The organism is Shewanella gaetbuli, from assembly GCF_023284065.1.
In the GTDB taxonomy this organism is placed as follows: domain Bacteria; phylum Pseudomonadota; class Gammaproteobacteria; order Enterobacterales; family Shewanellaceae; genus Shewanella; species Shewanella gaetbuli.
Window position 1 is genome coordinate 25,507 of record NZ_JAKIKP010000009.1, and the last position, 25,496, is coordinate 51,002.

Consider the following 25,496-nt stretch of genomic DNA (forward strand, 5'->3'; position numbering starts at 1 on the left):
TCTCCTATTGTCCGTGGCTATTAACATCGGTGGCTTGCACCGTGTCGCCTGAATTATTACCCCATGCATTTCGCTCGTAGGTTATTACCGCCGCCATTTGTCGGGGAGATAACGAACTAGCAAAAGCTTGCATTGCTGTGCCGGGTTTGCCGTTACGCACAATGTCAATATGCGCATCAACTGGGCCGGTAATAATTGGACTGCCAATAAGAGAGGGGAACACGCCAGGTAAGCCAGCGCCAGTAGCTTGGTGGCAAGCTAAACAGCTGGTGGTGTATACCTGTAGGCCTTCGGTCATTAATTCGTCATGGGTTAATTCCGTTAAATCGACCGGCATAACCGTTGCGGCCATATCATCACCTACGTCAGCTTGAACTGGCTCAGTTGGCGTAGTGCTTGCCTCTGTTGGCTGCTTTGCAGTTGGTGAGCTCATGTCAGCGGTATCACCCGTGGCGACATTATTCACATCAGCAGCTTGTACTATATCGCCAGTGTCATTACCCCAGGCGTTTCTTTCATAGGTCACGACTGCGGCAATTTGTTTGGCTGATAGTTGCTTAGCAAAAGATTGCATTGCTGTTCCTGCTTTACCATGCAATACAATATCAATATGTCCGGCTACAGACCCCTTGATTAGCGGACTGCCTATTAATGAAGGGAAAACACCAGGTAAACCTGCGCCATTCGGTTGATGACATGCAGCACAAGTTGATAGGTAAACTTGTTCACCTTCTGCCATTAGCTCTTCTTTAGATAAGGTTTCTGACAGTGCTGCTTGTGCAGCAGCTTGTGCATTTTTAGCGAGTTGTTTTTGCTCTTGAAGCCATGCATCGTATTCAGCCTCAGGTAATGCTTTTACGACAACTGGCATAAAGCCATGGTCTTTGCCGCATAATTCGGCACACTGTCCACGATAAACACCAGGTTTATCAATTTTTGTCCATGCTTCATTAATAAATCCGGGGTTAGCATCTTTTTTGACCGCAAACGCAGGTACCCACCAAGAGTGAATTACATCATCAGAAGTCATTAAAAATCGTACTTTACGATTAATGGGTAGCACTAAAGGCTTATCGACTTCTAAAAGGTAATTTTCGGTTTTAGTTTCGTCGCCGTCTATTTGGCTACGAGGGGTAGATAAAATGCTATAAAACTCGACATCTTCATTGAAATAGCTGTAATGCCATTTCCATTGAGAGCCGGTGACTTTAATCGTTAAATCTGCATTGGTAGGATCTTCCATGGCGATTAAAGTTTTCGTCGCTGGAATAGCCATGCCAATTAAAATTAAGAACGGAATAACGGTCCAAGCGATTTCCACTTTGGTGCTTTCATGAAAATTTGCTGGCACTGCTCCTTTGGATTTTCGGTGATAAATAATGGAGTAAATCATTATTCCAAACACCAAAACACCAATAGCGCAGCAGATATAAAGAATAATCATGTGAAGGTCATAAACCTGCCCACTAATATTCGTTACACCTTTCGTCATGTTGAGGGGCATTTCACTTGCCCCAAGAGAGGGGGCAACTAGCGCTGCCAAAAAACAATACAACCATTGCTTCACAAGACTTCTCCTCTGTCCATTGCTGATAGCAATTACAAAGAAGAGTCACACAGTAAGTCTCTGCTCTATGCAAACTCTTCGGTTCCCAAAAAAGCTTGATGACTTCAAAGTACGTTGGTGGTTGTAAGCGTTATTGGCTTACTAATAAATGTTAAACTTGCACCACACTGGTACCTACAACTGAACTAATCAACTTATATTTGACGCATTTTTTAGCTAATAAAAACATAGCTTCAGCGTTTCATTGGTCGAAAAATGTTTCGACCTTGTAACAACATTACTTGCAGTTTAAATATTGATCAAGATCACTTTTATGTCTAGCTTGCTGAAAAAACATACAAAAATGCCCTGCGCATTAGGCAGGGCATGATAAAAAGACACCTGAAAATTAGTGAAAAGAATTAAAATTTATTCTACTTATCGTTGAGTGACTTGGTTTGATGAAGCTGTTATCGGCTAATTCAGTGTCTGTATGACTTGAAATATCCTCAATTACGACCCCTAAAGCTCTGGCACTTTTGGCAACCAACTGTAGTCTTCTACTGTCTCGGGTATCTAACTGACTTGTCCATGAAATGACTGCGCTAGAAGTCCCGCTAGTAAGGGCTTTTTCCATCGCCCAAAGAGTTTCTATTTCGTCTTTAGTGTGAACAAGTAATACTCTGTCCATTCTTACGCCAGCACTGGCTAACATTTGTTTGTAACTGATGTTGGCTGGGTTAATCAGTACTATCCATTGCCCTTGATGACTAAGCCTTGCTAGCTCACTTGCATAAGCCGCTAACTCAGTTTTGCCATGGGTTTGTGTTTTTAGTGTTGTAATGGATTTGGCCGACGGCATGACTTCCGTTGGTATATCTGTCCATAATCCTGGGTGACGAGGAGCATTGCCCATTAGCTTGTTCATAACCATTCTCCATTACGAATAACACCAACTGCAAGCCCTTCAATCGTTAGGCTTTGGTAACTTAAATCAACTTTAATTGGGTTGTAGGCTTCGTTTTCTGCATGTAAAAAGACCACATTGCCTTTTTTCTCAAATCGCTTAACAGTGACATCATCTTCCACACGCGCTACCACAACTTGACCGTTGCGTGCTTGCTGCATTTTGTGTACCGCAAGTAAATCACCTTCTAAAATGCCAATATCTTTCATGCTGTCACCACGCACACGCAGTAAAAAATCAGCAGCAGGCTTAAACATACTAGGGTCGACTTGGTAATACTGTTCAACATGCTCTTGGGCTAAAATCGGCTCACCTGCGGCGACTTGACCGATTAAAGGCAGGCCACTTTCTTCAGCTTCTTCCTCTTGAGGTAAACGGATACCTCTAGATGTGCCAGGCATAATTTCAATAAACCCTTTTTTAGCCAATGCTTTTAGGTGCTCTTCAGCGGCATTTGCACTTCTGAAACCTAAGCGGGTTGCAATTTCAGCTCGAGTAGGAGGCATACCTGTTTCAGAGATATTGTTTTTAATTAGCGCTAAAATTTCAGCTTGGCGTGGTGTTAAGGGTCTCATGTTGTTTCCTGTCTTTCTATACAGTAACTGTCATTATATACAGTGTTTTTTATTGTGCAAGTATTCACCAATTGTTTTTTAACATAAATATTATAATGTTCTAAAAATGTTAACTTTATCAGTGCTGTGAAGTAGTTTTTTTGATGCGATATTTAAAAGCGGCTGTTGGTTTTCATTGCAATTAGTGAAAGGCGTACAGTTTCTGGTATTCTATGCGCCCATATTAAAAGGGCGTTATTGCGAAGATTATTATGTCAAAACCAGATTCAATTATGCTTAGGCTTTTGCGTTGGATTCAAAAACGTATGGTACATACTATTGTTGTGCCACATGATCCATTTGCAGACTTGAACTACGATCCTGAAAAACCCATTGTTTATGTCATGAAAACCGAGTCTATCAGTGACACGGCTGCATTAAGTGAGATGACTGAAAACTTGGGGCTTCCTAGTCCATATGATCCTTTGAAACTAGACGGTTTAACTGTGCCAAGAGTGGTTTGCCTAGAAGGCCGGAAACCGATTATTGGTAAGCGGGAAAATGGTGATAAGTTTCTAGATTGTTTTACCCATTTATTAACGCTTCATCGTCAACAGCCTGAGTTAGATATTCAGCTGGTACCTGTTAGTCTTTATTGGGGGCGTACACCTGGTAAAGAAGATGACACCATGAAAGCCGCTGTACTTGAGCGTGAAAGCCCAACTTGGCTGCGTAAGTGGTTGATGATTTTGTTTTTAGGTCGACATAACTTTGTGCAGTTTTCAAATGCGATGTCTTTGCGCTATATGACTGATGAGCATGGCAGCGACAAAGCTATCGCACACAAACTTGCTCGTGTCGCTAGAGTGCATTTCCGTCGTCAGCGTAAAGTGATGACTGGGCCACAACTGCCTAATCGTCAAGCGATGTTTGCTTCATTATTAAAGTCAGACTCGATTACTAAAGCGATTGAAGAAGAAGCGACAAATAAAAAAGTTTCTAAAGAAAAAGCCCGTGAAATCGCAATAGAGTATTTAGATGAAATTGCAGCTGATTATTCCGATAGTTTAGTTCGAATTGCGGAGAGATTTTTAACATGGCTGTGGAATAAGTTATACAGTGGGATCAACATCAAAGGTGCTGAGCAAGTGCGTCAATTGCATCACGATGGCCATGAAATTGTTTATGTACCTTGCCATCGCAGCCATATGGATTACCTGCTGTTATCTTACATTTTGTATTATCAAGGCATGGTGCCACCGCATATTGCAGCGGGCATTAATTTAAATTTCTGGCCTGCAGGCCCAATGTTCCGTCGTGGCGGGGCATTTTTCATTCGCCGAAGCTTTAATGGTAACAAACTCTACACAGCGGTTTTCCGTGAATACCTAGACCAGCTATTTGCCAAAGGTTATTCCGTTGAATACTTCACTGAAGGTGGACGTTCTAGAACGGGTCGCTTACTAGCCCCCAAAACGGGCATGTTGGCGATGACTGTGAATAGCGTATTACGTGGTATTGAACGCCCTGTAACTCTAGTGCCCGTTTATTTAGGGTATGATCATGTGATGGAAGTGGCCACTTATCACAAAGAATTGAGTGGTAAGAAGAAAGAAAAAGAATCGGTTTGGCAAGTCTTTGGCGCGATTCGTAAGCTGGGTAATTTTGGTCAAGGTTATGTGAACTTTGGTGAGCCGATTAATTTACAGAGCTTTTTGACCCAACAAGCGCCAAGCTGGCGTGAAGAAATGGCAAAAGATCTTGAGCAAAAGCCATCGTGGATCACCCCAGCAGTGAACCAATTGGCGAATCAAGTCATGACTAATATCAATGGTGCTGCAGCCGCCAGCTCTGTGACGTTAACCAGCTTGGTGCTATTGGCATCTGAGCAGAATGCGTTACAACGTCATCAATTGGAACGTCAGTTAGACTTCTATTTGAAGATCATCAAAAATGCGCCTTATTCAGACTATACCTCGGTTGCTGAAGGTGATGGTAAAGCGATTGTTGAACATTGCTTGACGCTGAATAAGTTCACCTTAGAAAAAGATCCATTAGGCGACATTATTGCTATCGACCCTAATCATGCAATTACCCTAAGCTATTATCGCAATAACATTATTCATTTAATGATTATTCCAGCGATGATTGCCAGCTGTTTAGTACGTTACGAGAATTGCAGCCGTGAACAGATCATCGCCATTGTTGAAGATTTCTATCCGCTCATTAAAGCGGAGCTATTCATGGGAATCGATGATATTAGCCATTACGTTGACCAAGTGCTTGAGCAAATGGTTAACGAGAATCTGATCACCGATAGTCAACAGTGTGAAGTTGTGACTCGTCAGATTACTCAGCTTGAATTGCTGGCTGAAACCGCCAGTGAAACACTGCAACGCTATGCGATTATTTTCAATTTATTAGCGATAAAACAGCAATGTGAACGAGCCGATTTAGAGCGAGACAGCCACTTGTTAGCACAACGTTTAGGTGCATTACATGGCGTTACCGCCCCAGAGTTTTATGATAAAAAACTCTACAACACCCTCAGTGTCAAATTAAAAGAGTTAGGTTATTTATGTAGTACAGAGCATCTTGATGATGTTGCCCGTATACGTGACCACGCGAATGGATTATTGCGCTCTTCAGTTAAACAAACCATTCAAGATAGCGTAAACGCGGAGCATTTAAATTAATGGCAAACCATATGAATGCGGCAAAAAGCCGTAAAAATAAATCACTATTAGGTGGCGCAATGATTATTGCGGGTACCACCGTTGGCGCAGGTATGTTTTCATTGCCCGTTGTGGGTGCGGGAATGTGGTTTAGTTATTCAATGTTGATGTTGGTCGGCATTTGGTTTTGTATGTTAATGTCAGGGCTGTTACTGCTTGAAGCGAATTTACACTTCGAGCCAGGAGCCAGTTTTGATACCTTAACTCGCGATACCTTAGGGCAATTTTGGCGTATTATTAATGGCTTATCGATTGCCTTTGTATTGTATATTTTAACCTACGCTTACATCAGTGGCGGTGGCTCTATTGTTAACCATAGTCTTGAGGCTATTGGTATTAGCTTGCCTCAAAGTGTCGCTGGATTAATTTTTGCCGTCGTATTGGCTTTCATTGTACTGATTAGTACTAAAGCGGTTGATAGAATTACTACCATTATGTTGGGTGGTATGGTGATCACCTTCTTTTTAGCCACCACTAATCTATTAATTGAAATTGAGCCAAGTCGATTATTTTCACCTGATGGCGAAGCAAAGTATTTACCTTATATGTTAGCCGCTTTGCCATTCGGATTAGCCAGCTTTGGTTACCATGGTAATGTTCCTAGCTTAGTTAAATACTATGGCAAAGATGCCAACACTATTGTGAAAGCGTTAGTATTAGGCACCTCAATTGCGTTAGTGATTTATGCTTGTTGGTTAGTCGTCACCATGGGGCATATCTCTCGTAGCATGTTCTCAGACATTATTGCCCAAGGCGGTAATATGGGTGTGTTAGTTGGCGCACTGTCTGAAGCCATTGCCAACGATAATTTATCGCGCATATTAACCCTGTTTGCCAACCTTGCAGTCGCGTCATCATTTTTAGGTGTTACTCTTGGTTTGTTTGATTATCTAGCTGATTTATTTGGCTTTGATGATTCTAGAACTGGGCGCTTAAAAACAGCCTCTATTACCTTTATTCCGCCGACATTTTTAGGGCTACTATTTCCAAATGGCTTTTTAATTGCGATAGGATTTGCCGCATTGGCAGCCAGTATTTGGGCTGTCATTGTGCCAGGGTTATTAGCTTATAAAACGCGTAAAATGTTCCCTAACAGTCAAACTTATCGTGTGCCAGGTGGCACTGGATTAATTGTGATTGTGGTATTGTTTGGCGCAGTGACTGCAATGTGTCATTTGCTGGCAATGGCAGGGATATTACCTGTATACCAATAGCGCAACCTAGCGCGTTCAGCAGTTATTCAAAAAGTCTTCTTCGGAAGACTTTTTTGCATTTATGGCACTTTGGGTCTTAACTTTGAATCAATACCATAAATTGTAGGATTGAAAATGAAAGTATCACAATATTTTCAAGGGCAACCTTGCTGGGTTGAGTTAGCATCGACAGATTGGGCGGCAGCGAAAGGGTTTTATCAAGCCTTATTTGGTTGGCAGGCATTTGACTTATCAATGCCTGACGGACATTACACCATGCTGCAGATAGACAATGAAGATGTGGCGGCACTGTATCAAATATCTGCCTCAATGGGCGAAAATATACCTACACATTGGACCGTTTATTTTGCCGTCGATGATGTGGATAGCTCTATTAACGATATCACCGCGGCTGGCGGGCAACTGCTAATTGGTCCTCACAATGTAGGTGATGCCGGTCGTATGGCGCTATTTGCTGATCAAGAAGGAAGCCGTTTTGCCATATGGCAAGCCATTAACCATACCGGTATTAAACTCGCGCAAGTTGATAATACTCTTTGTTGGGTTGAGTTAGCTTGCCGAAACATTCAACAAAGTGAAGCGTTTTATTGTCAATCTTTAGGCTTTAAGACTCAGCATTCTGACATGGACGGCTTTACTTATACTGAATGGTTGGTGAAAAACCAACCTATTGGCGGCATGATAGAAATGACCGAAGAATGGGGCGAGACTCCTGCTCATTGGATGCCATATTTTATGGTGGCCAGTTGTGATGAAACCGCGGCCAAAGTGGCTGAATTAGGCGGTAAAGTTTGTGTGCCTCCAACTAACATTGAAAAAGTAGGACGATTTGCCGTCGTTAATGACCCTCAAGGCGGGGTGTTTTCTATCATTACTTTACAGGAGTAGATTGAACTTGGGGGCGGAGGAGATTTATATGGGTTTATTATCAATAATTAAAATGAAGATTAGGTGATGGTTAAAAGTTGGTCGATATGAGATCTGTGTTGCATTTATACTGCTGATTTTTAGTGTTTAGTTGTTAAACAGCTGAAGCTGTATTAAGTTTAGTTTAAGTTTGGAGTGAGTTAGTTCAAAATTGATTGTTGATCGACTTCAAAGTTTAGATGAAAGATAAATTTTTTTTCATGTAAACCTAGAGGCATATCTGTTTTTTGGGTTCGAGAACACTCTACACTTGCCGATAATTAAAAATGTAAATTCTGTAAAAAACGGAGATGTGTGATGAACTGGCGTGCACTATTTAAACCAAGCGCGAAATATTCAATAATTGTACTGATTGTTATTGGTGTGATTCTGGGTGTTGTTGGCTATTTTGCTACTCAACAAACTTTACATGCAACAAGTACAGATGAATTCTGTATGACTTGTCATAGCAACCATTCGCTAAAAGATGAAGTATTAGCTTCTGCGCACGGTGGCGGTAAAGCTGGCGTAACAGTTCAGTGTCAAGACTGTCATTTACCTCATGGTCCAGTTGATTACTTGATCAAGAAAATCATCGTATCTAAAGATTTATACGGCTTTGTAACCATTGACGGCTTCAACACTCAAGAATGGTTAGACGAAAACCGTAAAGAACAAGCTGATATCGCATTAAAGTATTTCCAAGCTAATGACTCAGCTAACTGTCGTCATTGTCATACTCGTATCGAAGAAAACCAACCTGAAGATATGAAGAAGATGGCGAAAAGAATGCATGCGAACAACTTCAAGAAAGCTCCAGAAGACAGAAAAACATGTGTAGACTGTCATAAAGGTGTAGCGCATCCTTACCCTAAAAAGTAAGTTTACCTAGCACGCATATTAAAAACCTCGCTAATTAGCGAGGTTTTTTTATGCCTGAACAAGTTAAATCAACGGTAGGGTAATCGCTTATTTTTGCAATATTTTTTGCCGATATGATAACAGGGCAAAAACACCAAATAAGTAAGCCGTAGCGTAGTCTTTTGCCGTTAATGTTAACTGTGGGCTGAATAAGGTGTGGAAAATGAATACTTGTAAACCATGCATTACGGCCATAAAAGCCAAAAAGATATACAAAATCATCCCGATACCATTGTCAAAAGGCATGATGAGATTAAACAGCAGCACCAACCATGTTACAGAGGTTAACCCATAACCTATTTTGATAATGTAGTTCATGCTGATGGCTCCGACTGTAATTGGAATAAGCGGTAGCAAACTTGTCCAGCTTGTTTTTCTTTTAAAAGTTGCCAGTTGTTTGGAATAACAAGGTCGCTAATATCAGATTCAGTTTCTAAATAAATTAACGCTTCAGGATTAAGCCAATTATGCTTAACAAGCAGTTCAATGGTGTTATTCGCTAAGCCTTTTCTGAATGGCGGATCAATAAAAACCACATCAAAACCGTCAGTGGTACCTTTAGCCAATAACTGCAAGCTGTCACCATGAACCACTTTGGCATTAGTACATTTTAATGTGTCTAGGTTTTTAGTTAGTTGTAATGCAGCACTTTTTTGTAATTCACATATTAATGCATAGTCAGCATAGCGAGACAACGACTCTAAACTGAGAGCACCGCTACCGGCAAAGCAATCAAGCACTCTTGCACCACGAATATCCATAGCAAGCCAGTTAAATAAGGTTTCTCTGACGCGGTCTGTAGTTGGACGTAACCCTTCTAAATCATGAATAGGTAATTTTCTAGAACGCCATTGCCCTGAAATAATTCTGACTTGTCCACTGCTGGTATTTTGTCGTGCCATGGGTTCCTCATGATTTTGCCTGAACAAAGAAAAAGAAAGTGATAGACTATGCTCACCTTAAACGGCTGATATTTTATCTTAAACTCAACGAAAATACTGAGTATTCTGAATTTACTCGCGTTGACACATTTAATTAGCTGTAATTGAACTTATTTTTATCTCTATTACTGGTAGCAAACATGGCAAAGAAAGGTTTTTTCTCGTGGTTTCGTAAAGACAAAAAAGAACAAGCAAAAGACGTTGTTTCGGAATCCGTTGATACAAATATTGTTGATAGTGGCTCTGAAAAGACATCTTCAACTCAAACGCTAGAAAAAGCCCCATCAAATGAAGCCCAAGCTGCAGAAGAAGAGCGTTTAGCCGCTGAAGCCCAAGCTGCAGAAGAAGCGCGTTTAGCCGCTGAAGCCCAAGCTGCAGAGGAAGCGCGTTTAGCGGCTGAAGCTCAAGCTGCAGAGGAAGCGCGTTTAGCGGCTGAAGCACAAGCCGCAGAAGAAGCGCGTTTAGCTGCTGAAGCCCAAGCTGCAGAAGAAGCGCGTTTAGCCGCTGAAGCCCAAGCCGCAGAGGAAGCGCGTTTAGCCGCTGAGGCTCAAGCCGCAGAAGAAGCGCGTTTAGCCGCTGAAGCTCAAGCTGCAGAGGAAGCGCGTTTAGCCGCTGAAGCTCAAGCTGCAGAGGAAGCGCGTTTAGCTGCTGAAGCACAAGCCGCAGAAGAAGCGCGTTTAGCCGCTGAAGCCCAAGCTGCAGAGGAAGCGCGTTTAGCCGCTGAAGCTCAAGCTGCAGAAGAGGCCGCTCAACAGCTTGCTGTTCAAGTTGAGCCAGAACCACAAGCTAAGCCTCAAAAAGAAGGTATGTTTGCTCGTTTAAAGCGCGGTTTAATGCGCACCAGCGAGAATATCGGCTCAGGCTTCATGGGTCTATTTAGTGGCAAAAAAATCGATGATGACTTATTTGAAGAATTAGAAGAGCAGCTATTAATTGCCGATGTTGGCGTTGAAACCACCACCAAATTAATTAATAGTTTAACTGATCACGCTTCTCGTAAGCAGTTGAAAGATGCTGAAGCTTTATATGAATTAATGCGTGAAGAAATGCAAAAAATGCTCGCGCCTGTTTCTATTCCTTTAGTACCAGACAATGCAGACGGCCCATTTGTGATATTAATGGTGGGCGTTAATGGTGTGGGTAAAACGACTACTATTGGTAAATTAGCTAAGCAATATCAAAATCAAGGTAAATCGGTCATGTTAGCCGCCGGTGATACCTTCCGTGCTGCAGCCGTTGAACAGCTTCAAGTTTGGGGCCAACGTAATGATATTCCGGTAGTCGCACAGCACACGGGTGCCGATAGCGCGTCGGTATTATTTGATGCATTACAAGCGGCTAAAGCAAGAAATGTAGATGTATTGATTGCTGACACAGCGGGACGCCTACAAAACAAAGGCCACTTAATGGAAGAGCTTAAAAAAGTGGTCAGGGTGATGAAAAAGCTCGATGCCAACACCCCACATGAAGTTATGCTAACGCTAGATGCAAGCACAGGTCAAAATGCCATTAGCCAAGCGCAGCTATTCCAAGAGGCTGTAGGGGTGACGGGCATTACCTTAAGTAAGTTAGACGGTACAGCTAAAGGTGGGATTATTTTCGCCATTGCAGACAAATTTGCCATTCCAATTCGCCACATTGGTGTGGGAGAGCAAATTGATGACTTACGTACTTTTGATGCAAACGACTTTATCGAAGCACTTTTTAGTCAACAGAAGGCAGAATAATAAAAAATGATTCAATTTGAGCAAGTCAGTAAAGTCTATCCAGGTGGGCAAAAAGCACTAATGGATGTTAATTTTCATCTGCGTAAAGGTGAAATGGCTTTTTTAACCGGTCACTCAGGTGCCGGAAAAAGCACCTTGCTCAAATTAATCACCGTCATAGAACGTGCGTCCGCAGGTAGAGTCGCCATTAACGGGCATGATATTGCTAGTGTCAGCGCTAAACATGTGCCTTATTTACGCCGTAATATTGGAATGATTTTTCAAAATCATCATTTATTAATGGAGAAAACCGTTTTTGATAATATTGCCCTGCCATTGGTGATTGAAGGCTTTTCTCATTCCGAAATTAAAAAGCGCGTAGCAGGTGCGTTAGATATGGTGGGTTTATATGGTAAAGAGCGCCATCAACCCATTATGTTGTCAGGTGGTGAGCAACAGCGTGTTGGCATTGCCCGTGCTATCGTTAACAAACCGCCTATCTTATTAGCCGACGAGCCAACAGGTAATTTAGACCCTAAATTGTCGATGGACATTTTACGTTTATTTGAAACCTTCAACGATGCCGGCACCAGTGTGTTAATTGCAACCCATGATTTAGGGCTAATTGCTCGAATGAAATACCGTACATTCACCTTAAAGCAAGGTCGAATGATTGGAGGGGAGCAATAATGGCCAAACAGAATAATATTACTCAAAGCAAACTCCCCATTACTGGCCGAATCGTAATGTTTTTTATTCGTCATATTCAACAGGGTATGTCGAGTATTGGTGAGCTTTGGCGTAACCCTGTGTCATCAATAATGACTATGGCCGTATTAGGGGTAAGCTTAAGTTTACCAGCGGCTTTGCAGGTATTAGTTAAAAATGCTGAAACGATTACCCAGTCTTGGAACAGTGCTGCTGAAATTTCATTATTTATTAATGAAGGCCGCAGCGAGCAATCGATACAAAGTTTAATTTCGCGTATTAAAGTCTTTAGAGAAGTCGAATCCGTTGACTACATCAGCCGCGAGCAAGCACTGGACGAGTTTCAACGTTTGTCGGGGTTTGGTGAGGCATTGTCCTACTTAGATGAAAACCCATTACCAGCGGTTGTTACCGTGACACCATCATTAAAGTTTTCTAGCCCAACAGGTGCCAGAGAATTATTAGTAAAACTAGAGCGTGAACCAGAAGTGAGCTTTGGCCGACTAGATATTGAATGGTTAGAACGGCTACAAGCATTAGTTCGATTATTAGAAAAGACGGTTTTGGCCATTGCTGCGCTATTGGTGCTTGCTGTGGTGTTAGTGATTGGTAATACGATTCGACTTGCCATTATGAATCGGCGCACTGAAATTGAAATTATGAAGCTAGTTGGCGCCACAGAGGCGTTTATTCAACGCCCTTTTTTATATACCGGCATTTGGTATGGCGTTATTGGAGGCATGTTAGCGTGGTTAATCATTAATGCGTTGGTATGGTATTTAGATGGCGCGTTAGCTGAATTAATGGGCTTGTATGGCAGCCAATTAAGTTTAGAGTCATTAACTCTGACTGAACTCGGTCAATTAGTGTTACTGGCCTCGTTTTTAGGTTGGTTAGGGTCATATTTATCTGTTCGTCAGCATTTAAGAAAAATTGAACCGTCATAAAAGGGTAACCTCTGTTCTGCTATGGTTATCAGCTAATATTAGGCGGGTTTAATTTTTTCGATTTTCCTTATCGATTTAATGACCGTAAATGAAGCTTTGTTTACTTGCAAAGTGACTCATTTACAGGTTAAATAACACCTCGAATGAACTTATTTTGACATAAGATGTCATAAAATTAGCAGGTTCATTAGCTAATATTTTGTGAGTTGATTTAATTTTTTATTTGAATTCATTAATTTATAGCGTGTTTTTTATGAAGTAGTAGGAGAGCGAATGACTTATCAAACGCAATCAATGGCGCTAGCGTTACCACAAAGCAGTGGCAGCATAGAAGCGTATATTCAGTCAGTATCTAAAATTGAAATGTTAGATGCGCAAACTGAGTATGATCTTGCCAAGCGTTTACAAGAAACTGGTGATCTTCAAGCGGCAAAACAATTAATTATGTCGCATTTACGCTTTGTTGCGCACGTTGCTAAAGGCTACTCTGGTTATGGCTTACCTCAAGCCGATTTAATTCAAGAAGGCAATGTTGGTTTGATGAAAGCGGTAAAACGTTTTGATCCTGACGTTGGTGTTCGCTTAGTTTCATTTGCAGTACATTGGATTAAAGCTGAAATCCATGAATACGTGCTGAAAAACTGGCGTATTGTTAAAGTTGCGACGACCAAAGCGCAACGCAAGTTATTCTTTAACATTCGTAAAGCAAAGCAGCGTTTAGGTTGGTTTAGCGATGAAGAAGTTTCAATGGTTGCAGAAAACTTAGGCGTATCTAAGGCTGATGTAACAGAAATGGAATCTCGAATGGCAGCTCAAGATCCTGCATTTGATTTAACCAATGACAGTGACGACGACAGTACAGACTTCGCTCCAGCATTATATTTAGAAGATCATTCTTCAGATTTAGCGCAAAACATTGAAGATGATAACTGGGAGTCAAACTCTCAAAATCGTTTATTATCGGCAATTAAAACCTTAGATGAACGTAGCCAGCATATTCTACGAGCACGTTGGTTAGACGACGATAAAATAACCCTTCAAGAGTTGGCAGATACGTACCAAGTGTCTGCAGAGCGTATTAGACAGTTAGAAAAAAATGCCATGAACAAGCTTAAATCTTGTATGGAAATCTAACGCTATAGATAGTTAAAAAAACCTGCTTCGGCAGGTTTTTTTGTGTCTTTTTTACAATCATAAAATTATTGATTCGTATCAATAATGATTAAATCTTTACAAAAAATATTAAAATAGATTAATGCACCATAACCTATAACAACGGGTTTTTGACTAGCTGAACAATGGCGGTTTTGATAACATCAGATATCAAATAATGAGCGAGAAATAATATTGAATTATTCAGTTGCAGTGAAAATGTTATTAGTTGTGGTGATTGTTCTGCAATCATTGACCGCTTTTGCATCTGCAACACCTCAAAATCATGCTATTGATATTGAACACCTGCAAACTCAGCATGATCATCAATCAGATACTAACATTGCTAATACCTCAGCCAATAATCAACAACACGACATTAATGACTGCCATCATTGTGGTCATTGTAATGGCCATCATTTAACGTGGATATTAGTCGATACTTCAGATGATACCGCGCAGTTATTTACCCGTCATATTAGCGCGTATCAACAACGCCATACTCAGCAATTTTTAAATGCGATTCTGCGCCCTCCTATTGCTTAATCTTGTTGGTTTTTAAACTCTCAGCCTGTCTTAAATAAGCATAACAGGCTGTTATTTATCAATAAGAACACTTAAGACAACACCTAAAAACAACACATAAAACCGTTTCGATTTTATGGGGTAATGGCTGCCATTTTAATGGGCGCTAATTATTTACTCCCATGAAAGGTTGTGGTGTCTTAAGCTCAATAAAGCGTTATAGGGACAACATGAATATAGATTACGTTGACTACAAGCACGCCTTTCTAATGGCAGGCCTGTTAATAGGGCTATCATCAAGCTCTGCTGCCCATGCTCAAACTGAACAGGTTAATCACGAAATAACCATAGGGGTGACAACTGACTCTGTTGAGCCAGAATCTAACCATGCTTCACAATACCAACATGCCCACCATGATGACTCATCCAGTATGGATTTAAGCTATGCAGATGAAGATAATCATCAAAAACACATTAACCTTGAGGATGATGAACATGCTCATGTTAGTGCCAGTGAAAGTGAACCACACTCTCCTCATGAAGAATCACTGCATAATGATGATTCTCAATATAATGATAAAAATGCCGAAGAAGATGAGCATCAACAAGGTATTACTTTAAGCCCTGAAAAAATCGCCTTGGCTGATATACAGATCAGGGCTATTCAGCCTGAGATTCAATTCAGTACCGTTTATGCTCCTGCAGAAGTGTTGGTAAATGGATATAGCAGTTATGTGGTTTCACCACGAACAGAGTCGGTCATTATTAGCCGTCATGCAGCATTAGGTGAGCATGTAAAGAAAGGGCAAAAGCTGGTGACCTTATTTAGTGAAGAAATGGTGCAAGCTCAGGCGGACTATTTAATTGCTTCAACCGAATGGCAACGCGTTAAAACATTGGGTAATAGAATTGTCAGTGACAGCGATTCAGTTCAGGCTAAAACGGCATTTAAAGCGGCTTTTGGCAAACTGATTGCCTATGGGGTTACTCAGGCTGAAATTAATAATATTTCTAATAATGATGTGACCTCATTTGGCGAATACACATTAATAGCACAACGTGATGGGGTAGTGTTACAAGACGACTTTATTCAAGGTCAACGTGTTGATGCCGGTGAAGCCGTTATGTTGCTGGCTAATGAACAACAGTTATGGGTTGAAGCCAAAATATCGCCCTACAAGCAACTCGAGTTAACCGCTAATGCGCCTGCAATAGTAGAGCTTGATGGACAAACTTATCAAGCCAGTGTGATTCAAGAGTCTCATACTATTGACCCCGTTACCCGCACCAGAATTATTCGCTTATTAGTCAACAATAGTGATGACAGCCTTCATCCCGGCATGTTTGTAAAAGTGCATTTTCAATTTGCTACCGCCACTAAAGTGATAGCCGTTCCAGAGCAAGCGTTGATCCGTAGTCCAGATGGCGATTGGATGGTATTTGTTGAAGACCATCCCGGTGAGTTTCAGGCTGTTGAAGTCGAATTAGGCAGAGCTTTAGGCAGTAACAGGGAGATATTGGGTTTAGCTAACAATACCCGAGTGGTAACAAAAGGGGCGTTTTTTGTTGCTTCTGAAATTGCGAAAGGCGGATTCGATCCGCATAACCATTAGGGGTTGGCATTATGTTTAATCGAATTATAGATTGTGCGGTAAATAATCGACTGCTTATCGTAATCATGCTTTTTGCCACCATAGTGGCCGCAGTATTGGTTATTCCTAAGCTAAATTTAGATGCGTTTCCTGATGTGACCAACGTGCAGGTTGCGGTCAATACTGAAGCCCCAGGACTAGCCGCAGAAGAAGTAGAGCAGTTAATTACTTACCCCATTGAAGCCGTTATGTATGCGCTACCAGATGTAGAGCAGGTTCGCTCAATTTCCAAAACAGGACTGTCAGGCGTTACGGTGGTATTTAAAGAAGGCACCGACATTTACTTTGCAAGGCAATTAGTTTTTGAACGACTACAAGCAGCCAAAGAGTTAATTCCCCAAGGTGTTGGCACACCTGAAATGGGGCCAAATACTTCAGGCTTAGGCCAAGTTTATCAGTACTTACTTATGGCTGATGAAGAGGCGGATTATGATTCAATGGCGCTACGTAGTTTAAATGATTGGATAGTTAAATTACTGATTATGCCGGTGGATGGCGTGACTGACGTATTGTCATTTGGCGGCAATGTGAGGCAATACCAGGTTAATTTAGACCCGGCAAAATTATTGTCTTATCAATTAAACCAACAAACCGTGGTTAAAGCGCTTGAAAATAATAATGCCAATGTAGGCGGTTGGTATATGAATCGTGGCCAAGAGCAATTGGTAATTAGAGGGACGGGCTGGTTTGAAAGTGGCCCCGCAGGCATTGAAAACATAAAGCAAGTTCCAGTGAAAACTGTTGACGGTACGGTGGTGACGGTCGCCGAAGTGGCTAAAGTCGAAATGGGCAGCAAGATCCGTCAAGGTGCGGTGACCATGACTCGTAAAAACGCCGACGGTAGCTATGACAATTTAGGCGAAGTTGTGTCTGGTATTGTGCTAAAGCGCATGGGCTCGAATACCAAAGCCACCATTGACGGCATAAACGCAAAAGTAGCCTTAATTAACCAAGCTCTGCCCAAAGGCGTGAAGTTTGAAGCATTTTACGACCAAGCTGATTTAATCGAGCAGGCGGTTACTACGGTAGTTAACGCCTTATTACTGGCATTTGTGTTCATTAGCATCGTACTGGCGTTATTTTTAATGAATTTACGTGCGACGTTGTTAGTGCTGATTTCTATTCCTATTTCTATAGGTATCGCCCTGATGGTAATGTCTTGGTGGGGTGTGTCGGCGAATTTAATGTCATTAGGCGGTATTGCCGTTGCTATTGGAATGTTAGTTGATGGTTCAGTTGTGGTGGTTGAGAACATGTTCAAACACCTTAGCAATGCCAATGAAAATGCCAATAACCCTGCTTTAAACGCCACAGAACATCACGACCAACAGCAGAAAACACTAGGGTTTTATGATGCTTTAACCGTAAAACCAGATGCTCAACAAGTCTCTTTACGGTTAAAGCAAGCTTGCAAAGAAGTGACTCGGCCGGTGTTTTTTGCAACCGCCATTATTTTAGTGGTTTTTATGCCCCTGTTTAGCTTTGAAGGGGTTGAGGCTAAATTGTTTCAGCCTATGGCCATTAGTATCATTCTTGCGGTAATTTCGGCCATTGTCGTGGCGTTATTTATTGTGCCCGCATTAGCGACATATTTGTTTAAAAGCGAGGTAAAACAACGTGAAAGTTGGGTGCTTAAACCCCTCGACAAACTCTATAAAACAGGCCTTAAGCTGGCGTTAAACCACACTAACATAATTATTTCAGTTTCAATTGTTTTAGTGGTGTCAGCGTTTGCCATAATACCCAAAATTGGCACAGAGTTTGTGCCCGAATTAGAAGAGGGCACTATAAATTTACGGGTAACATTAGCTCCATCTGCCAGTTTAGAAACCGCATTAACCGTTGCGCCTATTCTTGAGCAAAAACTGATGGCCTTTCCAGAAGTAACCTATGCCCTCAGCCGCATTGGCCGCGCCGAAATTGGTGGCGACCCAGAGCCGGTTAATAACATTGAAATCTACATTGGATTAACGCCCACTTCAGAGTGGACAACAGCAACAAACCGTTATCAGCTGCAAAATAAAATGGAGCAGTCTTTGGAAGCGTTTCCAGGGCTATTGTTAAATTTTTCGCAGCCCATTGCCACGCGGGTAGATGAACTGTTATCTGGGGTAAAAGCTCAGCTGGCGATTAAATTATTCGGCCCAGATTTAGCGGTTTTAGCGGCTAAAGGTCAGCAACTTGAGGAGGTGATAAAAACCGTTGATGGCGCGCGAGATGTTGCCCTTGAGCAAATTGCCGGAGAAGCGCAATTAGTCATAAAACCTAACCGACAAGAGTTATCACGCTTTGGCTTGTCTGTTAGCGATATTATGGATGTGGTTCAAAATGGCATTGGGGGAGTTGAAGCAGGGCAAATTATTAATGGTAATGAGCGATACGATATTTATGTGCGCATTGCTGATGAGTATCGCAATAACAAAGAGGCCATTGCTGATATTCGCATTCAATCACCCACAGGCGCATGGGTTCGTTTAGGTGATGTGGCTTTTGTCACTTATGAATCTGGTCCACCTCAAGTAAGAAGAGACGATGTACAACGACGAGTAGTGATACAAGCCAACGTACAAGGCCGAGATATGGGCAGCGTAGTCGCTGATATTCGCCGTGAAATTGCCAATAAAGTTGACTTACCAGCTGGCTATTCGGTTGCCATTGGTGGCCAATTTGAAAGCCAGCAACGCGCTCAAAAACGTTTGGCTATTGTTGTGCCTTTGTCTTTAGCCCTAATCGCCTTATTACTGTATTTAGCCTTTGGTTCCGTTGGCCAAGCATTACTGATATTAGTTAATGTGCCGTTAGCGGTAATTGGGGGAGTATTTGCTTTGTATTTATCAGGGCAATATTTATCAGTACCTAGCTCAGTAGGGTTTATCACCTTATTTGGCGTGGCCGTATTAAATGGTGTGGTGATGGTGGAAAGTATCAACCAACGGATAACGGCAGGTTTGCCGACCGCAGAAGCCATTTTTGACGGCGCCACATCACGTTTAAGACCGGTATTAATGACCGCCATCACTTCCGCACTAGGGTTAATCCCGATGTTGATGTCGCACGGCGTAGGCGCAGAAATTCAACGGCCATTAGCCACCGTGATTGTAGGAGGTTTAGTCACCGCAACCCTGCTTACGCTATTTGTACTTCCGGTGTTATATCGCAGGTTTTCAAAACAAAAAATTGTAGAGTTAGCAGGGTAGGTTTTTAAAGTATCAAGCCTTCAGGTTGGCATCTGAAGGCTTGGTTTTATGTAGAAGCTTGAGGGGAAGTGTTTAATGGGTATTCTGGGGTAGCCCATTGGGCAGCGTTATAATGGCAAGTAAAATCAACAGCTTAATATTAGTTGTATTCAAGGGTGCCTGTTTGCTCATCAGGCTGTCTATGGCTTTTACTAAATATTAGTGGTTAGCAATGGAAAAACAGTGCCATTTTTATGCTGCTGTTAGGACTCAAAAATAACCGTTTAAAAAGGCTTTATCGAGCACGATTTTTTCGCTTTTTCTATGCAATAGTGGTGGTTCAGCAGGAAACTCACCTAACCAGAAATGGACATTATGATGTCCATTTTAATAGAGATAAGCTTGATATGGGTACTACGGTATCCAAGAGAGATAAGGCTGAGTGTCGAATGGCAGGCATCAGGTCTACAAATTGTTACCTCAAAGGTGACTTTGTGTAGACCTCGGGGCTAAGCAACGCGCCTTTACCATCTCTGAGGTAAATACTGCGTGAAATACAAAGGCATTACGATATTGGCTTGTTCTAACGCTGAAGAGCCTTGTGTACCCGTTAACTTAAAGGTTTTACTTGGAGTACATTTTTCAACGTAGGATGCCAACGATTTTGCTCTTGTACGTTTACCACTTTTGACTTCAACAGGGACGATATCGCCGTCATCGGTTGCCAAAAGAAATTCGATTTCGGCGCGGGCGTCATTCCATGAATAGCTTGGGTCAACGCCAATAGCTGTGAGCTCTTGTTGCACAAAGTTTTCAGCCACATAGCCTTTGTATTCATAGTTTTGTTGCTTAATCTCTTTATAACTGCTGCCTAGCATATGATTGAGCAGGCCCACATCAAACAGAAACAGTTTAACCATATTTTCTTTTTTATAGGCCGCCAGCGGAGATTTCGGCAATCCTTCAATAGGGTGGTTTGGCAAAGCTAAGCGGCAGCCGTTAAGCCAATGGATCGCGGTTTCAAAGTCGCTATAACGAGATTTACGCTCATGCACATGCTTAAATTTAAAGCGTTTAACCGACTCATCGATGACAAGTGATAGCTGGGCTGGAATGCTATTAAATACCGATTCAATCAGTGTGGCGTCGACCTTGCCCGCGTACTTACCAAAATCGCGGCGATAACCTTCAACTAAATCGGCATGAATTTTTGTGACTTTTTCAACACGCTCTAGAATGCTTGAATCCTTATACTGATACCAAGCTGAAACGGCTTCCGGCATACCACCGGTAAAAAAGTAGTCTGTTAGTTTATCCATCAATTTAGTGTGCACCGCCGGTGTGCTTGCTTGGCTATCAAATGCTTTGATCAGTGCTTGCTCGTTGGATGCGTAAATAAATTCTTGGAAGGTCAGTGGTCGTAAATTGTATTGTTCTACCTTGCCCACAGGGAAGGTGTTGAGCAAACCAATGTTCGAACCGCTGGCTGCGACGAAATAGGACGGTGCTTTTTCGGCAAAATACTTAAGCGAGGTAACAGCACGTTCACATTCGCCAATTTCATCTAATATCAGCAAGTCGGTTTCTGGGTTGAACGCTTGGTTGGTTAACAACTCAATGTTCATTACTAGCTCGTCAGGTGACAGTGAGCCATCGAACGCCTCTTTGTAGACAGGATTTTCAAGGAAGTCGATACGAAGGATGTTGGCAAAGGTGTTCCCAAATAACTCTTGCAGCAGATAGGTTTTACCTGTTTGTCTTGCGCCATCGATTAATAATGGCTTGCGCACAGGTTGTTTTTTCCATGCTATTAGGGCGTTAAGTAAGTTGCGCTGCATTGTCATTTCCCGCCAATTAAAACTGTTAACTGCCTGTAGTATAGCTCAGTCTACACTTTTACGCGCAGAAAAGTGTTATATTTTACATTTTTATGCGCATAAAAGTGTAATTTGCTGGCCTTTGGCATTCAGGGATTCACATCATCGCCTTGACCAACGTGCAAGCTAAACCTAAAGGTGGAATATAAATCCAATTATATTGAGTAAAGTGGGAATATAGTCCCTTTGGTTGGTGATATGGCTAAGCGTGACTTACACAATGTACTGTTTCCAAAGCAGCGCAAAATCCTGACGCATTTTGGTGAAGACTTGCTGTTGGCGATGAAACGACGTGGTTTTACAAAAAAGCTACTGTGTGAACGGTATTGGTTTTGATTATAAAACCGTGAATAAAGTCTTCGCAGGTGATCCGGGTGTTGCCATAGGCACTTACTTAAAAGTGATGGCCGTTCTTGGCATGGAAAGCAACTTTGCAGAAATGGCCGCTCATGATGAAGTTGGTATCAAGCTGCAAAACATAAAATTGCTGGAAGGTTCAAGATGAGTCGTGAAATCGTTGAAGTCTATGCCGACTGGCAGCCAATTGAAGCGCCTTTGCTAATTGGGCAACTTGCTTACAGTGATTCAAGCCGGGGTGGCGTGTTTAGTTTTACCTACGATAAAGCATTTTTAACCTCAGCCTATCGCTTGCAAATTGATCCAATCCTGACGCTTCCCCCCGGTGTGGGTAGCGAGCGTCATTCATGACAACATAATTTTTATGCGCAGCGCTATGAAGCGCGAACTTGCGGCGGCTTGATTAGCGACTCTGCTGGAATACCTAGCCCTTCATGAAGTTTCCAAATCATTTTTAGCGTGAGTGATCGCTTATGGTTTAGGATTTCATAAACACGATTGCTTTTACCTATCATGGGCTCAAGGTCTTTAATCGTTAATCCTTTGCGCTCCATCTCAAACTTTATTGCCTCAACAGGGTCTGGCAAATCCATTGGAAAATGCTTTGCTTCGTAGGCTTCAACTAACGTAACCAAAATGTCCAGCTTTTCGCCTTCGACGGTATCAGGCTCCGCCATCATTAGGTTTTCGATGTCGTTTAATGCCGCGCGGTAGTCGGCATCTGTTTTAATAGGTCTGATGTCCATTGTATTTACCTCTTGTTACTACCTTTTGGCTTCAAATCGTTTGCACATCAATTTTATCGTATTGTGTATGGGTGCCGATAAACCGTATGTAAACCACCTTGTAGGTATAATTGATCCAAACAACTAACCGGTATTTATTACCGGCAATGTTAAACACGACACGCCCATCTTTTAGGATGCTGGCATTTCTAAAGTCCTGTTTCACATCCACCGGTGATCCCCAATCAGCGTTTAATGCATGCCTATACCACGCTAAAGTTGGATCTTTAGCATCAATATATTCTGGGCTGTCTTCCCAAAATGTTTTTAAGGTTGATAGTGCGATAATTCTCATAAATAGATGGTAGTCCCAATTTGGGACTCTTGCAAGTTTGGCGGTTTTGATGCTGTTAGGAGTTGTTACCGCATCCCCTATTGCACCATTCCTTGGGGCAGTTTAATCTCCTCTTACTCACCCTCTAAAGCTCGGCATTTCAAGTGTTGTCCCATTGTCCCAACTGCCCACGGTAAGTGAGTAAATGGGGGCTTGTTAGTTTCGCCTGATTGGCTTTTTCGGCTTGCCATCGAAGAAGGCCAATACTCTGAACCAGTAGAGTGATTCTTCATAACCTAGGCTATGCGTTGGGCGTGCAGGCGGGATGAACCCCAGTTTACGTCCTAGGCTGATAATCACATAGAACGTGAATTTTAGCGTCAGCTAAGGAGCGAGTACTACGAATACCGTCAGACAATATCGGGTAAGCGCGTATCCTGCGCCATAAGGTTGTTCGAGTAAGGCAATGTCAATACACCACCAAGGCCTGCCAGCATGGCTATTGGTAAGGTAATGGGGGCTCGTCGCATCACAAATTGCATGTTAACGCCCTCCAGTGTTGTGCTGTGAGCTTTCCCATGCTTACTCCACAGTAGCTGAAATAATGGAGGGGGAATAATGGCTGCCCACCACTAAACAGGTAGTTGGTAACGGACATCTGCACACCGATTTGGACGGTGAAAAATAAAAAAGCCCTGTATTTACAATGCTCTTCACAAGGTAACACAGGGCTTTTAAGACATTCTTGGGCGGGTGAAAAAGCTACTCAATATTCTGGATCTGCTCTCTCATCTGCTCAATTAGCACTTTAAGTTCTACTGCTGCAGCGGTGATTTCTGCGCTGATTGATTTTGATGCTAGGGTGTTTGATTCACGGTTAAATTCTTGCATCATGAAGTCGAGGCGTCTGCCTTCGCTGCCGCCTTTTTTGAGGATGCGGCGGGCTTCGGTGACGTGGGCTTCTAATCGATCCATCTCTTCGGCTACATCTTGTTTTTGTGCCAGTAATACCATTTCTTGTTCGATGCGTGCTGGGTCAAGTTCACCTTGAATATCGGCTAGGCGATTGGTGAGCTTTTCACGTTGGTATTGCATCACGGTGGGCATGTGTTCACGTACGATGTTAACTTGCTCCATCACGCTGTCTAGACGTGTCATTAACATGTCTTTCATTGCGCTTCCTTCACGGCCACGTGCTTCAATAAATTGGTCGATGGCGGTGTCGAATACGCTCATTAATTCGGCGCCGATGCTGTCCATGTCTTGTTCGGCTGATGATAAAACACCTGGCCAGCGTAGTACATCTGTTAGGCTCAGTTCACCTTGGCCAGCTTCTTGTTTTAACCAGTTTGCAGCGCTAAGTAATTGCTTGGCGAGGTCTTGATTAAGTTGTAGCTCGTTGTTGCTGTTGTCGGCTAATTCATAACGTAAGTTCACTTCAACTTTACCGCGATTTAAGCGTTTACGTAGGCGATCTCTTAGTACAGGCTCAAAGCTTCGAAATTGTTCAGGTAAGCGTAGGTAGGTTTCTAAATAACGTTGGTTGACTGAACGGATTTCCCATGAGGCGGTTCCCCATTCGGCTTTGTGCTCGATGCGAGCGTAGGCTGTCATGCTTTGGATCATGAAGTGTCCTATTATCATTTAAGTCAGATTGATAGGTGATTATAGCGGGTTTCTGGTGACGTATTAAAGGATTCGTTCACAGAATGACGGCTTTGCATGGCATCTGGGCATTTATATGACTATAATATCGACCCAATTTAAAGACGAATTCGATAACAGGACTATACATGCGCCCAAGCAATCGTACACCCGCTCAAACTCGCCCAATTACTATTACCCGTAACTTTACTGCTCATGCAGAAGGGTCTGTTTTAGTTGAATTTGGTGATACCAAAGTACTTTGTACTGCTAGTTTTACTGAAGGTGTACCGCGCTTTTTGAAAGGCCAAGGCCAAGGCTGGGTTACGGCTGAATATGGCATGTTACCGCGTTCAACTCATAGCCGTATGGATCGTGAGGCGGCTCGTGGCAAGCAGTCTGGTCGTACTCAAGAAATTCAGCGTTTAATTGGTCGTTCTTTACGTGCTGCGGTTGATATGAAATTACTGGGTGAAAACACTATTGTAATTGATTGTGATGTTATTCAAGCGGATGGTGGTACACGTACTGCGGCAATTACAGGTGCTTGCGTAGCATTAGTTGATGCGCTTAATTGGGCGCGTGGCAAAGGCATTATTAAAGCCAATCCATTGAAGTTCTTAATTGCTGCCGTTAGCGTGGGTATTTTTGAAGGTGAAGCAATTAGCGACCTTGAATATATTGAAGACAGTGCAGCTGAAACCGATATGAACGTTGTAATGACGGAAACAGGTAAAATTATTGAAATTCAGGGTACTGCTGAAGGTGAGCCGTTTAGTCATGAAGAGTTGATTGAGCTATTGGGCTTAGCGAAAAACAGTATTCGTGAAATTGTCGATGTTCAGAAAGCGGCTTTAAGCTAAAATTGTTGTGAAAATAGGGGGCCGTTTACGGTCCCTTTTTTTAAGT

The 25,496-nt window shown here is 42.3% G+C and carries 22 protein-coding genes and 2 pseudogenes; 14 read left to right on the forward strand and 10 right to left on the reverse strand.

The features are described 5' to 3' along the window. Nucleotides 1-4 precede the first annotated feature (4 nt). The 3 genes from coxB to lexA all read right to left on the reverse strand — a co-directional run bounded on the left by coxB (nucleotide 5) and on the right by lexA (nucleotide 3,088). The gene (gene coxB, locus L2672_RS12220; RefSeq protein ID WP_248996138.1) at nucleotides 5-1,567 is read right to left on the reverse strand and encodes a cytochrome c oxidase subunit II; all 1,563 of its coding nucleotides are present in this window, start codon (nucleotides 1,565-1,567) and stop codon (nucleotides 5-7) included. Nucleotides 1,568-1,955: 388 nt separating this feature from the next. Beyond that, entirely contained in the window at nucleotides 1,956-2,474 is a 519-nt protein-coding gene (locus L2672_RS12225) for a cell division inhibitor SulA (RefSeq protein WP_248996139.1), read from the reverse strand. Then, nucleotides 2,471-3,088: a transcriptional repressor LexA gene (lexA, locus tag L2672_RS12230; RefSeq protein WP_248996140.1), complete on the reverse strand. Its 618-nt coding sequence runs from the start codon at nucleotides 3,086-3,088 to the stop codon at nucleotides 2,471-2,473. The genes L2672_RS12225 and lexA overlap by 4 nt, the downstream gene beginning before the upstream one ends. Nucleotides 3,089-3,339: 251 nt before the next feature. Here lexA and plsB point away from each other — a divergent pair, with 251 nt between their 5' ends. The 4 genes from plsB (at nucleotide 3,340) to L2672_RS12250 (ending at nucleotide 8,804) form a co-directional block, all read left to right on the forward strand. Continuing rightward, nucleotides 3,340-5,763 (forward strand): glycerol-3-phosphate 1-O-acyltransferase PlsB, encoded by a 2,424-nt coding sequence (gene plsB, locus L2672_RS12235; RefSeq protein WP_248996141.1) that lies wholly within the window; start codon nucleotides 3,340-3,342, stop codon nucleotides 5,761-5,763. Then, entirely contained in the window at nucleotides 5,763-7,016 is a 1,254-nt protein-coding gene (mtr, locus tag L2672_RS12240) for a tryptophan permease (RefSeq protein ID WP_248996142.1), read from the forward strand. Before plsB ends, mtr begins: the two co-directional genes overlap by 1 nt. Nucleotides 7,017-7,130: 114 nt before the next feature. After that, nucleotides 7,131-7,904 carry a VOC family protein gene (locus L2672_RS12245; protein WP_248996143.1) on the forward strand — a complete coding sequence of 258 codons (774 nt, stop codon included), beginning with the start codon at nucleotides 7,131-7,133 and terminating at the stop codon, nucleotides 7,902-7,904. A gap of 336 nt (nucleotides 7,905-8,240) precedes the next feature. Then, nucleotides 8,241-8,804, forward strand: a complete 564-nt coding sequence (locus L2672_RS12250; protein ID WP_248996144.1) for a NapC/NirT family cytochrome c — start codon at nucleotides 8,241-8,243, stop codon at nucleotides 8,802-8,804. Nucleotides 8,805-8,891: 87 nt separating this feature from the next. Here L2672_RS12250 and L2672_RS12255 read toward each other — a convergent pair whose 3' ends face one another. Both L2672_RS12255 and rsmD read right to left on the reverse strand, forming a co-directional pair. Then, nucleotides 8,892-9,161 (reverse strand): DUF1145 domain-containing protein, encoded by a 270-nt coding sequence (locus L2672_RS12255; RefSeq protein WP_248996145.1) that lies wholly within the window; start codon nucleotides 9,159-9,161, stop codon nucleotides 8,892-8,894. Continuing rightward, nucleotides 9,158-9,745 carry a 16S rRNA (guanine(966)-N(2))-methyltransferase RsmD gene (gene rsmD, locus L2672_RS12260; protein WP_248996146.1) on the reverse strand — a complete coding sequence of 196 codons (588 nt, stop codon included), beginning with the start codon at nucleotides 9,743-9,745 and terminating at the stop codon, nucleotides 9,158-9,160. Before rsmD ends, L2672_RS12255 begins: the two co-directional genes overlap by 4 nt. Nucleotides 9,746-9,924: 179 nt before the next feature. On the opposite strand from rsmD, the gene ftsY reads away from it, so the two are divergent. The 7 genes from ftsY (at nucleotide 9,925) to L2672_RS12295 (ending at nucleotide 19,671) form a co-directional block, all read left to right on the forward strand. Beyond that, nucleotides 9,925-11,511, forward strand: a complete 1,587-nt coding sequence (gene ftsY, locus L2672_RS12265; protein ID WP_248996147.1) for a signal recognition particle-docking protein FtsY — start codon at nucleotides 9,925-9,927, stop codon at nucleotides 11,509-11,511. Between the two features lie 6 nt (nucleotides 11,512-11,517). Next, the gene (gene ftsE / locus L2672_RS12270; RefSeq protein WP_248996148.1) at nucleotides 11,518-12,180 is read left to right on the forward strand and encodes a cell division ATP-binding protein FtsE; all 663 of its coding nucleotides are present in this window, start codon (nucleotides 11,518-11,520) and stop codon (nucleotides 12,178-12,180) included. Beyond that, entirely contained in the window at nucleotides 12,180-13,145 is a 966-nt protein-coding gene (gene ftsX / locus L2672_RS12275; protein ID WP_248996149.1) for a permease-like cell division protein FtsX, read from the forward strand. Before ftsE ends, ftsX begins: the two co-directional genes overlap by 1 nt. 273 nt (nucleotides 13,146-13,418) lie before the next feature. Continuing rightward, nucleotides 13,419-14,279 carry an RNA polymerase sigma factor RpoH gene (gene rpoH / locus L2672_RS12280; protein ID WP_248996150.1) on the forward strand — a complete coding sequence of 287 codons (861 nt, stop codon included), beginning with the start codon at nucleotides 13,419-13,421 and terminating at the stop codon, nucleotides 14,277-14,279. 213 nt (nucleotides 14,280-14,492) lie between these two features. Beyond that, nucleotides 14,493-14,843: a hypothetical protein gene (locus tag L2672_RS12285; protein WP_248996151.1), complete on the forward strand. Its 351-nt coding sequence runs from the start codon at nucleotides 14,493-14,495 to the stop codon at nucleotides 14,841-14,843. A 209-nt stretch (nucleotides 14,844-15,052) separates the two neighbouring features. Further along, on the forward strand, nucleotides 15,053-16,435 hold the full coding sequence (locus L2672_RS12290) for an efflux RND transporter periplasmic adaptor subunit (protein ID WP_248996152.1): 1,383 nt from the start codon (nucleotides 15,053-15,055) through the stop codon (nucleotides 16,433-16,435). 11 nt (nucleotides 16,436-16,446) lie between these two features. Then, nucleotides 16,447-19,671: an efflux RND transporter permease subunit gene (locus L2672_RS12295; RefSeq protein ID WP_248996153.1), complete on the forward strand. Its 3,225-nt coding sequence runs from the start codon at nucleotides 16,447-16,449 to the stop codon at nucleotides 19,669-19,671. 503 nt (nucleotides 19,672-20,174) lie between these two features. Here L2672_RS12295 and L2672_RS12300 read toward each other — a convergent pair. Next, the gene (locus L2672_RS12300) at nucleotides 20,175-21,488 is read right to left on the reverse strand and encodes an ATP-binding protein (protein WP_248996154.1); all 1,314 of its coding nucleotides are present in this window, start codon (nucleotides 21,486-21,488) and stop codon (nucleotides 20,175-20,177) included. Nucleotides 21,489-21,725: 237 nt separating this feature from the next. Between L2672_RS12300 and L2672_RS12305 the strand changes: the two are divergent. Beyond that, a pseudogene (locus L2672_RS12305) lies at nucleotides 21,726-22,032 on the forward strand (transcriptional regulator). Further along, nucleotides 22,029-22,211: pseudogene (locus L2672_RS12310) on the forward strand (type II toxin-antitoxin system HipA family toxin); the annotation flags it as partial. The pseudogenes L2672_RS12305 and L2672_RS12310, both read left to right, overlap by 4 nt. A gap of 47 nt (nucleotides 22,212-22,258) precedes the next feature. Here the strand turns inward: L2672_RS12310 and L2672_RS12315 are convergent. From L2672_RS12315 to L2672_RS12325, 4 genes are all read right to left on the reverse strand, one after another. Continuing rightward, nucleotides 22,259-22,630 (reverse strand): helix-turn-helix domain-containing protein, encoded by a 372-nt coding sequence (locus L2672_RS12315; RefSeq protein WP_248996156.1) that lies wholly within the window; start codon nucleotides 22,628-22,630, stop codon nucleotides 22,259-22,261. Nucleotides 22,631-22,661: 31 nt separating this feature from the next. Further along, on the reverse strand, nucleotides 22,662-22,964 hold the full coding sequence (locus L2672_RS12320; protein ID WP_248996157.1) for a type II toxin-antitoxin system HigB family toxin: 303 nt from the start codon (nucleotides 22,962-22,964) through the stop codon (nucleotides 22,662-22,664). A gap of 389 nt (nucleotides 22,965-23,353) precedes the next feature. Further along, nucleotides 23,354-23,485, reverse strand: a complete 132-nt coding sequence (locus tag L2672_RS17325) for a hypothetical protein (protein WP_275975039.1) — start codon at nucleotides 23,483-23,485, stop codon at nucleotides 23,354-23,356. Between the two features lie 220 nt (nucleotides 23,486-23,705). Next, nucleotides 23,706-24,569 carry a YicC/YloC family endoribonuclease gene (locus L2672_RS12325; RefSeq protein ID WP_248996158.1) on the reverse strand — a complete coding sequence of 288 codons (864 nt, stop codon included), beginning with the start codon at nucleotides 24,567-24,569 and terminating at the stop codon, nucleotides 23,706-23,708. Nucleotides 24,570-24,736: 167 nt separating this feature from the next. Here L2672_RS12325 and rph point away from each other — a divergent pair, with 167 nt between their 5' ends. Continuing rightward, on the forward strand, nucleotides 24,737-25,450 hold the full coding sequence (gene rph / locus L2672_RS12330) for a ribonuclease PH (RefSeq protein ID WP_188842163.1): 714 nt from the start codon (nucleotides 24,737-24,739) through the stop codon (nucleotides 25,448-25,450). Nucleotides 25,451-25,496 lie beyond the last annotated feature (46 nt).

What these genes read in the sequence shown, in the direction of transcription:
- L2672_RS12250 (WP_248996144.1), top strand. Translation starts at nt 8,241, where the DNA reads ATGAACTGGCGTGCACTATTTAAACCAAGCGCGAAATATTCAATAATT.
- lexA (WP_248996140.1), bottom strand. Translation starts at nt 3,088, where the DNA reads ATGAGACCCTTAACACCACGCCAAGCTGAAATTTTAGCGCTAATTAAA.
- L2672_RS17325 (WP_275975039.1), bottom strand. Translation starts at nt 23,485, where the DNA reads ATGCAATTTGTGATGCGACGAGCCCCCATTACCTTACCAATAGCCATG.
- L2672_RS12320 (WP_248996157.1), bottom strand. Translation starts at nt 22,964, where the DNA reads ATGAGAATTATCGCACTATCAACCTTAAAAACATTTTGGGAAGACAGC.
- L2672_RS12245 (WP_248996143.1), top strand. Translation starts at nt 7,131, where the DNA reads ATGAAAGTATCACAATATTTTCAAGGGCAACCTTGCTGGGTTGAGTTA.
- ftsY (WP_248996147.1), top strand. Translation starts at nt 9,925, where the DNA reads ATGGCAAAGAAAGGTTTTTTCTCGTGGTTTCGTAAAGACAAAAAAGAA.
- rpoH (WP_248996150.1), top strand. Translation starts at nt 13,419, where the DNA reads ATGACTTATCAAACGCAATCAATGGCGCTAGCGTTACCACAAAGCAGT.
- L2672_RS12325 (WP_248996158.1), bottom strand. Translation starts at nt 24,569, where the DNA reads ATGATCCAAAGCATGACAGCCTACGCTCGCATCGAGCACAAAGCCGAA.
- L2672_RS12225 (WP_248996139.1), bottom strand. Translation starts at nt 2,474, where the DNA reads ATGAACAAGCTAATGGGCAATGCTCCTCGTCACCCAGGATTATGGACA.
- L2672_RS12300 (WP_248996154.1), bottom strand. Translation starts at nt 21,488, where the DNA reads ATGCAGCGCAACTTACTTAACGCCCTAATAGCATGGAAAAAACAACCT.
- rsmD (WP_248996146.1), bottom strand. Translation starts at nt 9,745, where the DNA reads ATGGCACGACAAAATACCAGCAGTGGACAAGTCAGAATTATTTCAGGG.
- ftsX (WP_248996149.1), top strand. Translation starts at nt 12,180, where the DNA reads ATGGCCAAACAGAATAATATTACTCAAAGCAAACTCCCCATTACTGGC.
- mtr (WP_248996142.1), top strand. Translation starts at nt 5,763, where the DNA reads ATGGCAAACCATATGAATGCGGCAAAAAGCCGTAAAAATAAATCACTA.
- L2672_RS12295 (WP_248996153.1), top strand. Translation starts at nt 16,447, where the DNA reads ATGTTTAATCGAATTATAGATTGTGCGGTAAATAATCGACTGCTTATC.
- L2672_RS12255 (WP_248996145.1), bottom strand. Translation starts at nt 9,161, where the DNA reads ATGAACTACATTATCAAAATAGGTTATGGGTTAACCTCTGTAACATGG.
- plsB (WP_248996141.1), top strand. Translation starts at nt 3,340, where the DNA reads ATGTCAAAACCAGATTCAATTATGCTTAGGCTTTTGCGTTGGATTCAA.
- L2672_RS12315 (WP_248996156.1), bottom strand. Translation starts at nt 22,630, where the DNA reads ATGGACATCAGACCTATTAAAACAGATGCCGACTACCGCGCGGCATTA.
- L2672_RS12290 (WP_248996152.1), top strand. Translation starts at nt 15,053, where the DNA reads ATGAATATAGATTACGTTGACTACAAGCACGCCTTTCTAATGGCAGGC.
- ftsE (WP_248996148.1), top strand. Translation starts at nt 11,518, where the DNA reads ATGATTCAATTTGAGCAAGTCAGTAAAGTCTATCCAGGTGGGCAAAAA.
- rph (WP_188842163.1), top strand. Translation starts at nt 24,737, where the DNA reads ATGCGCCCAAGCAATCGTACACCCGCTCAAACTCGCCCAATTACTATT.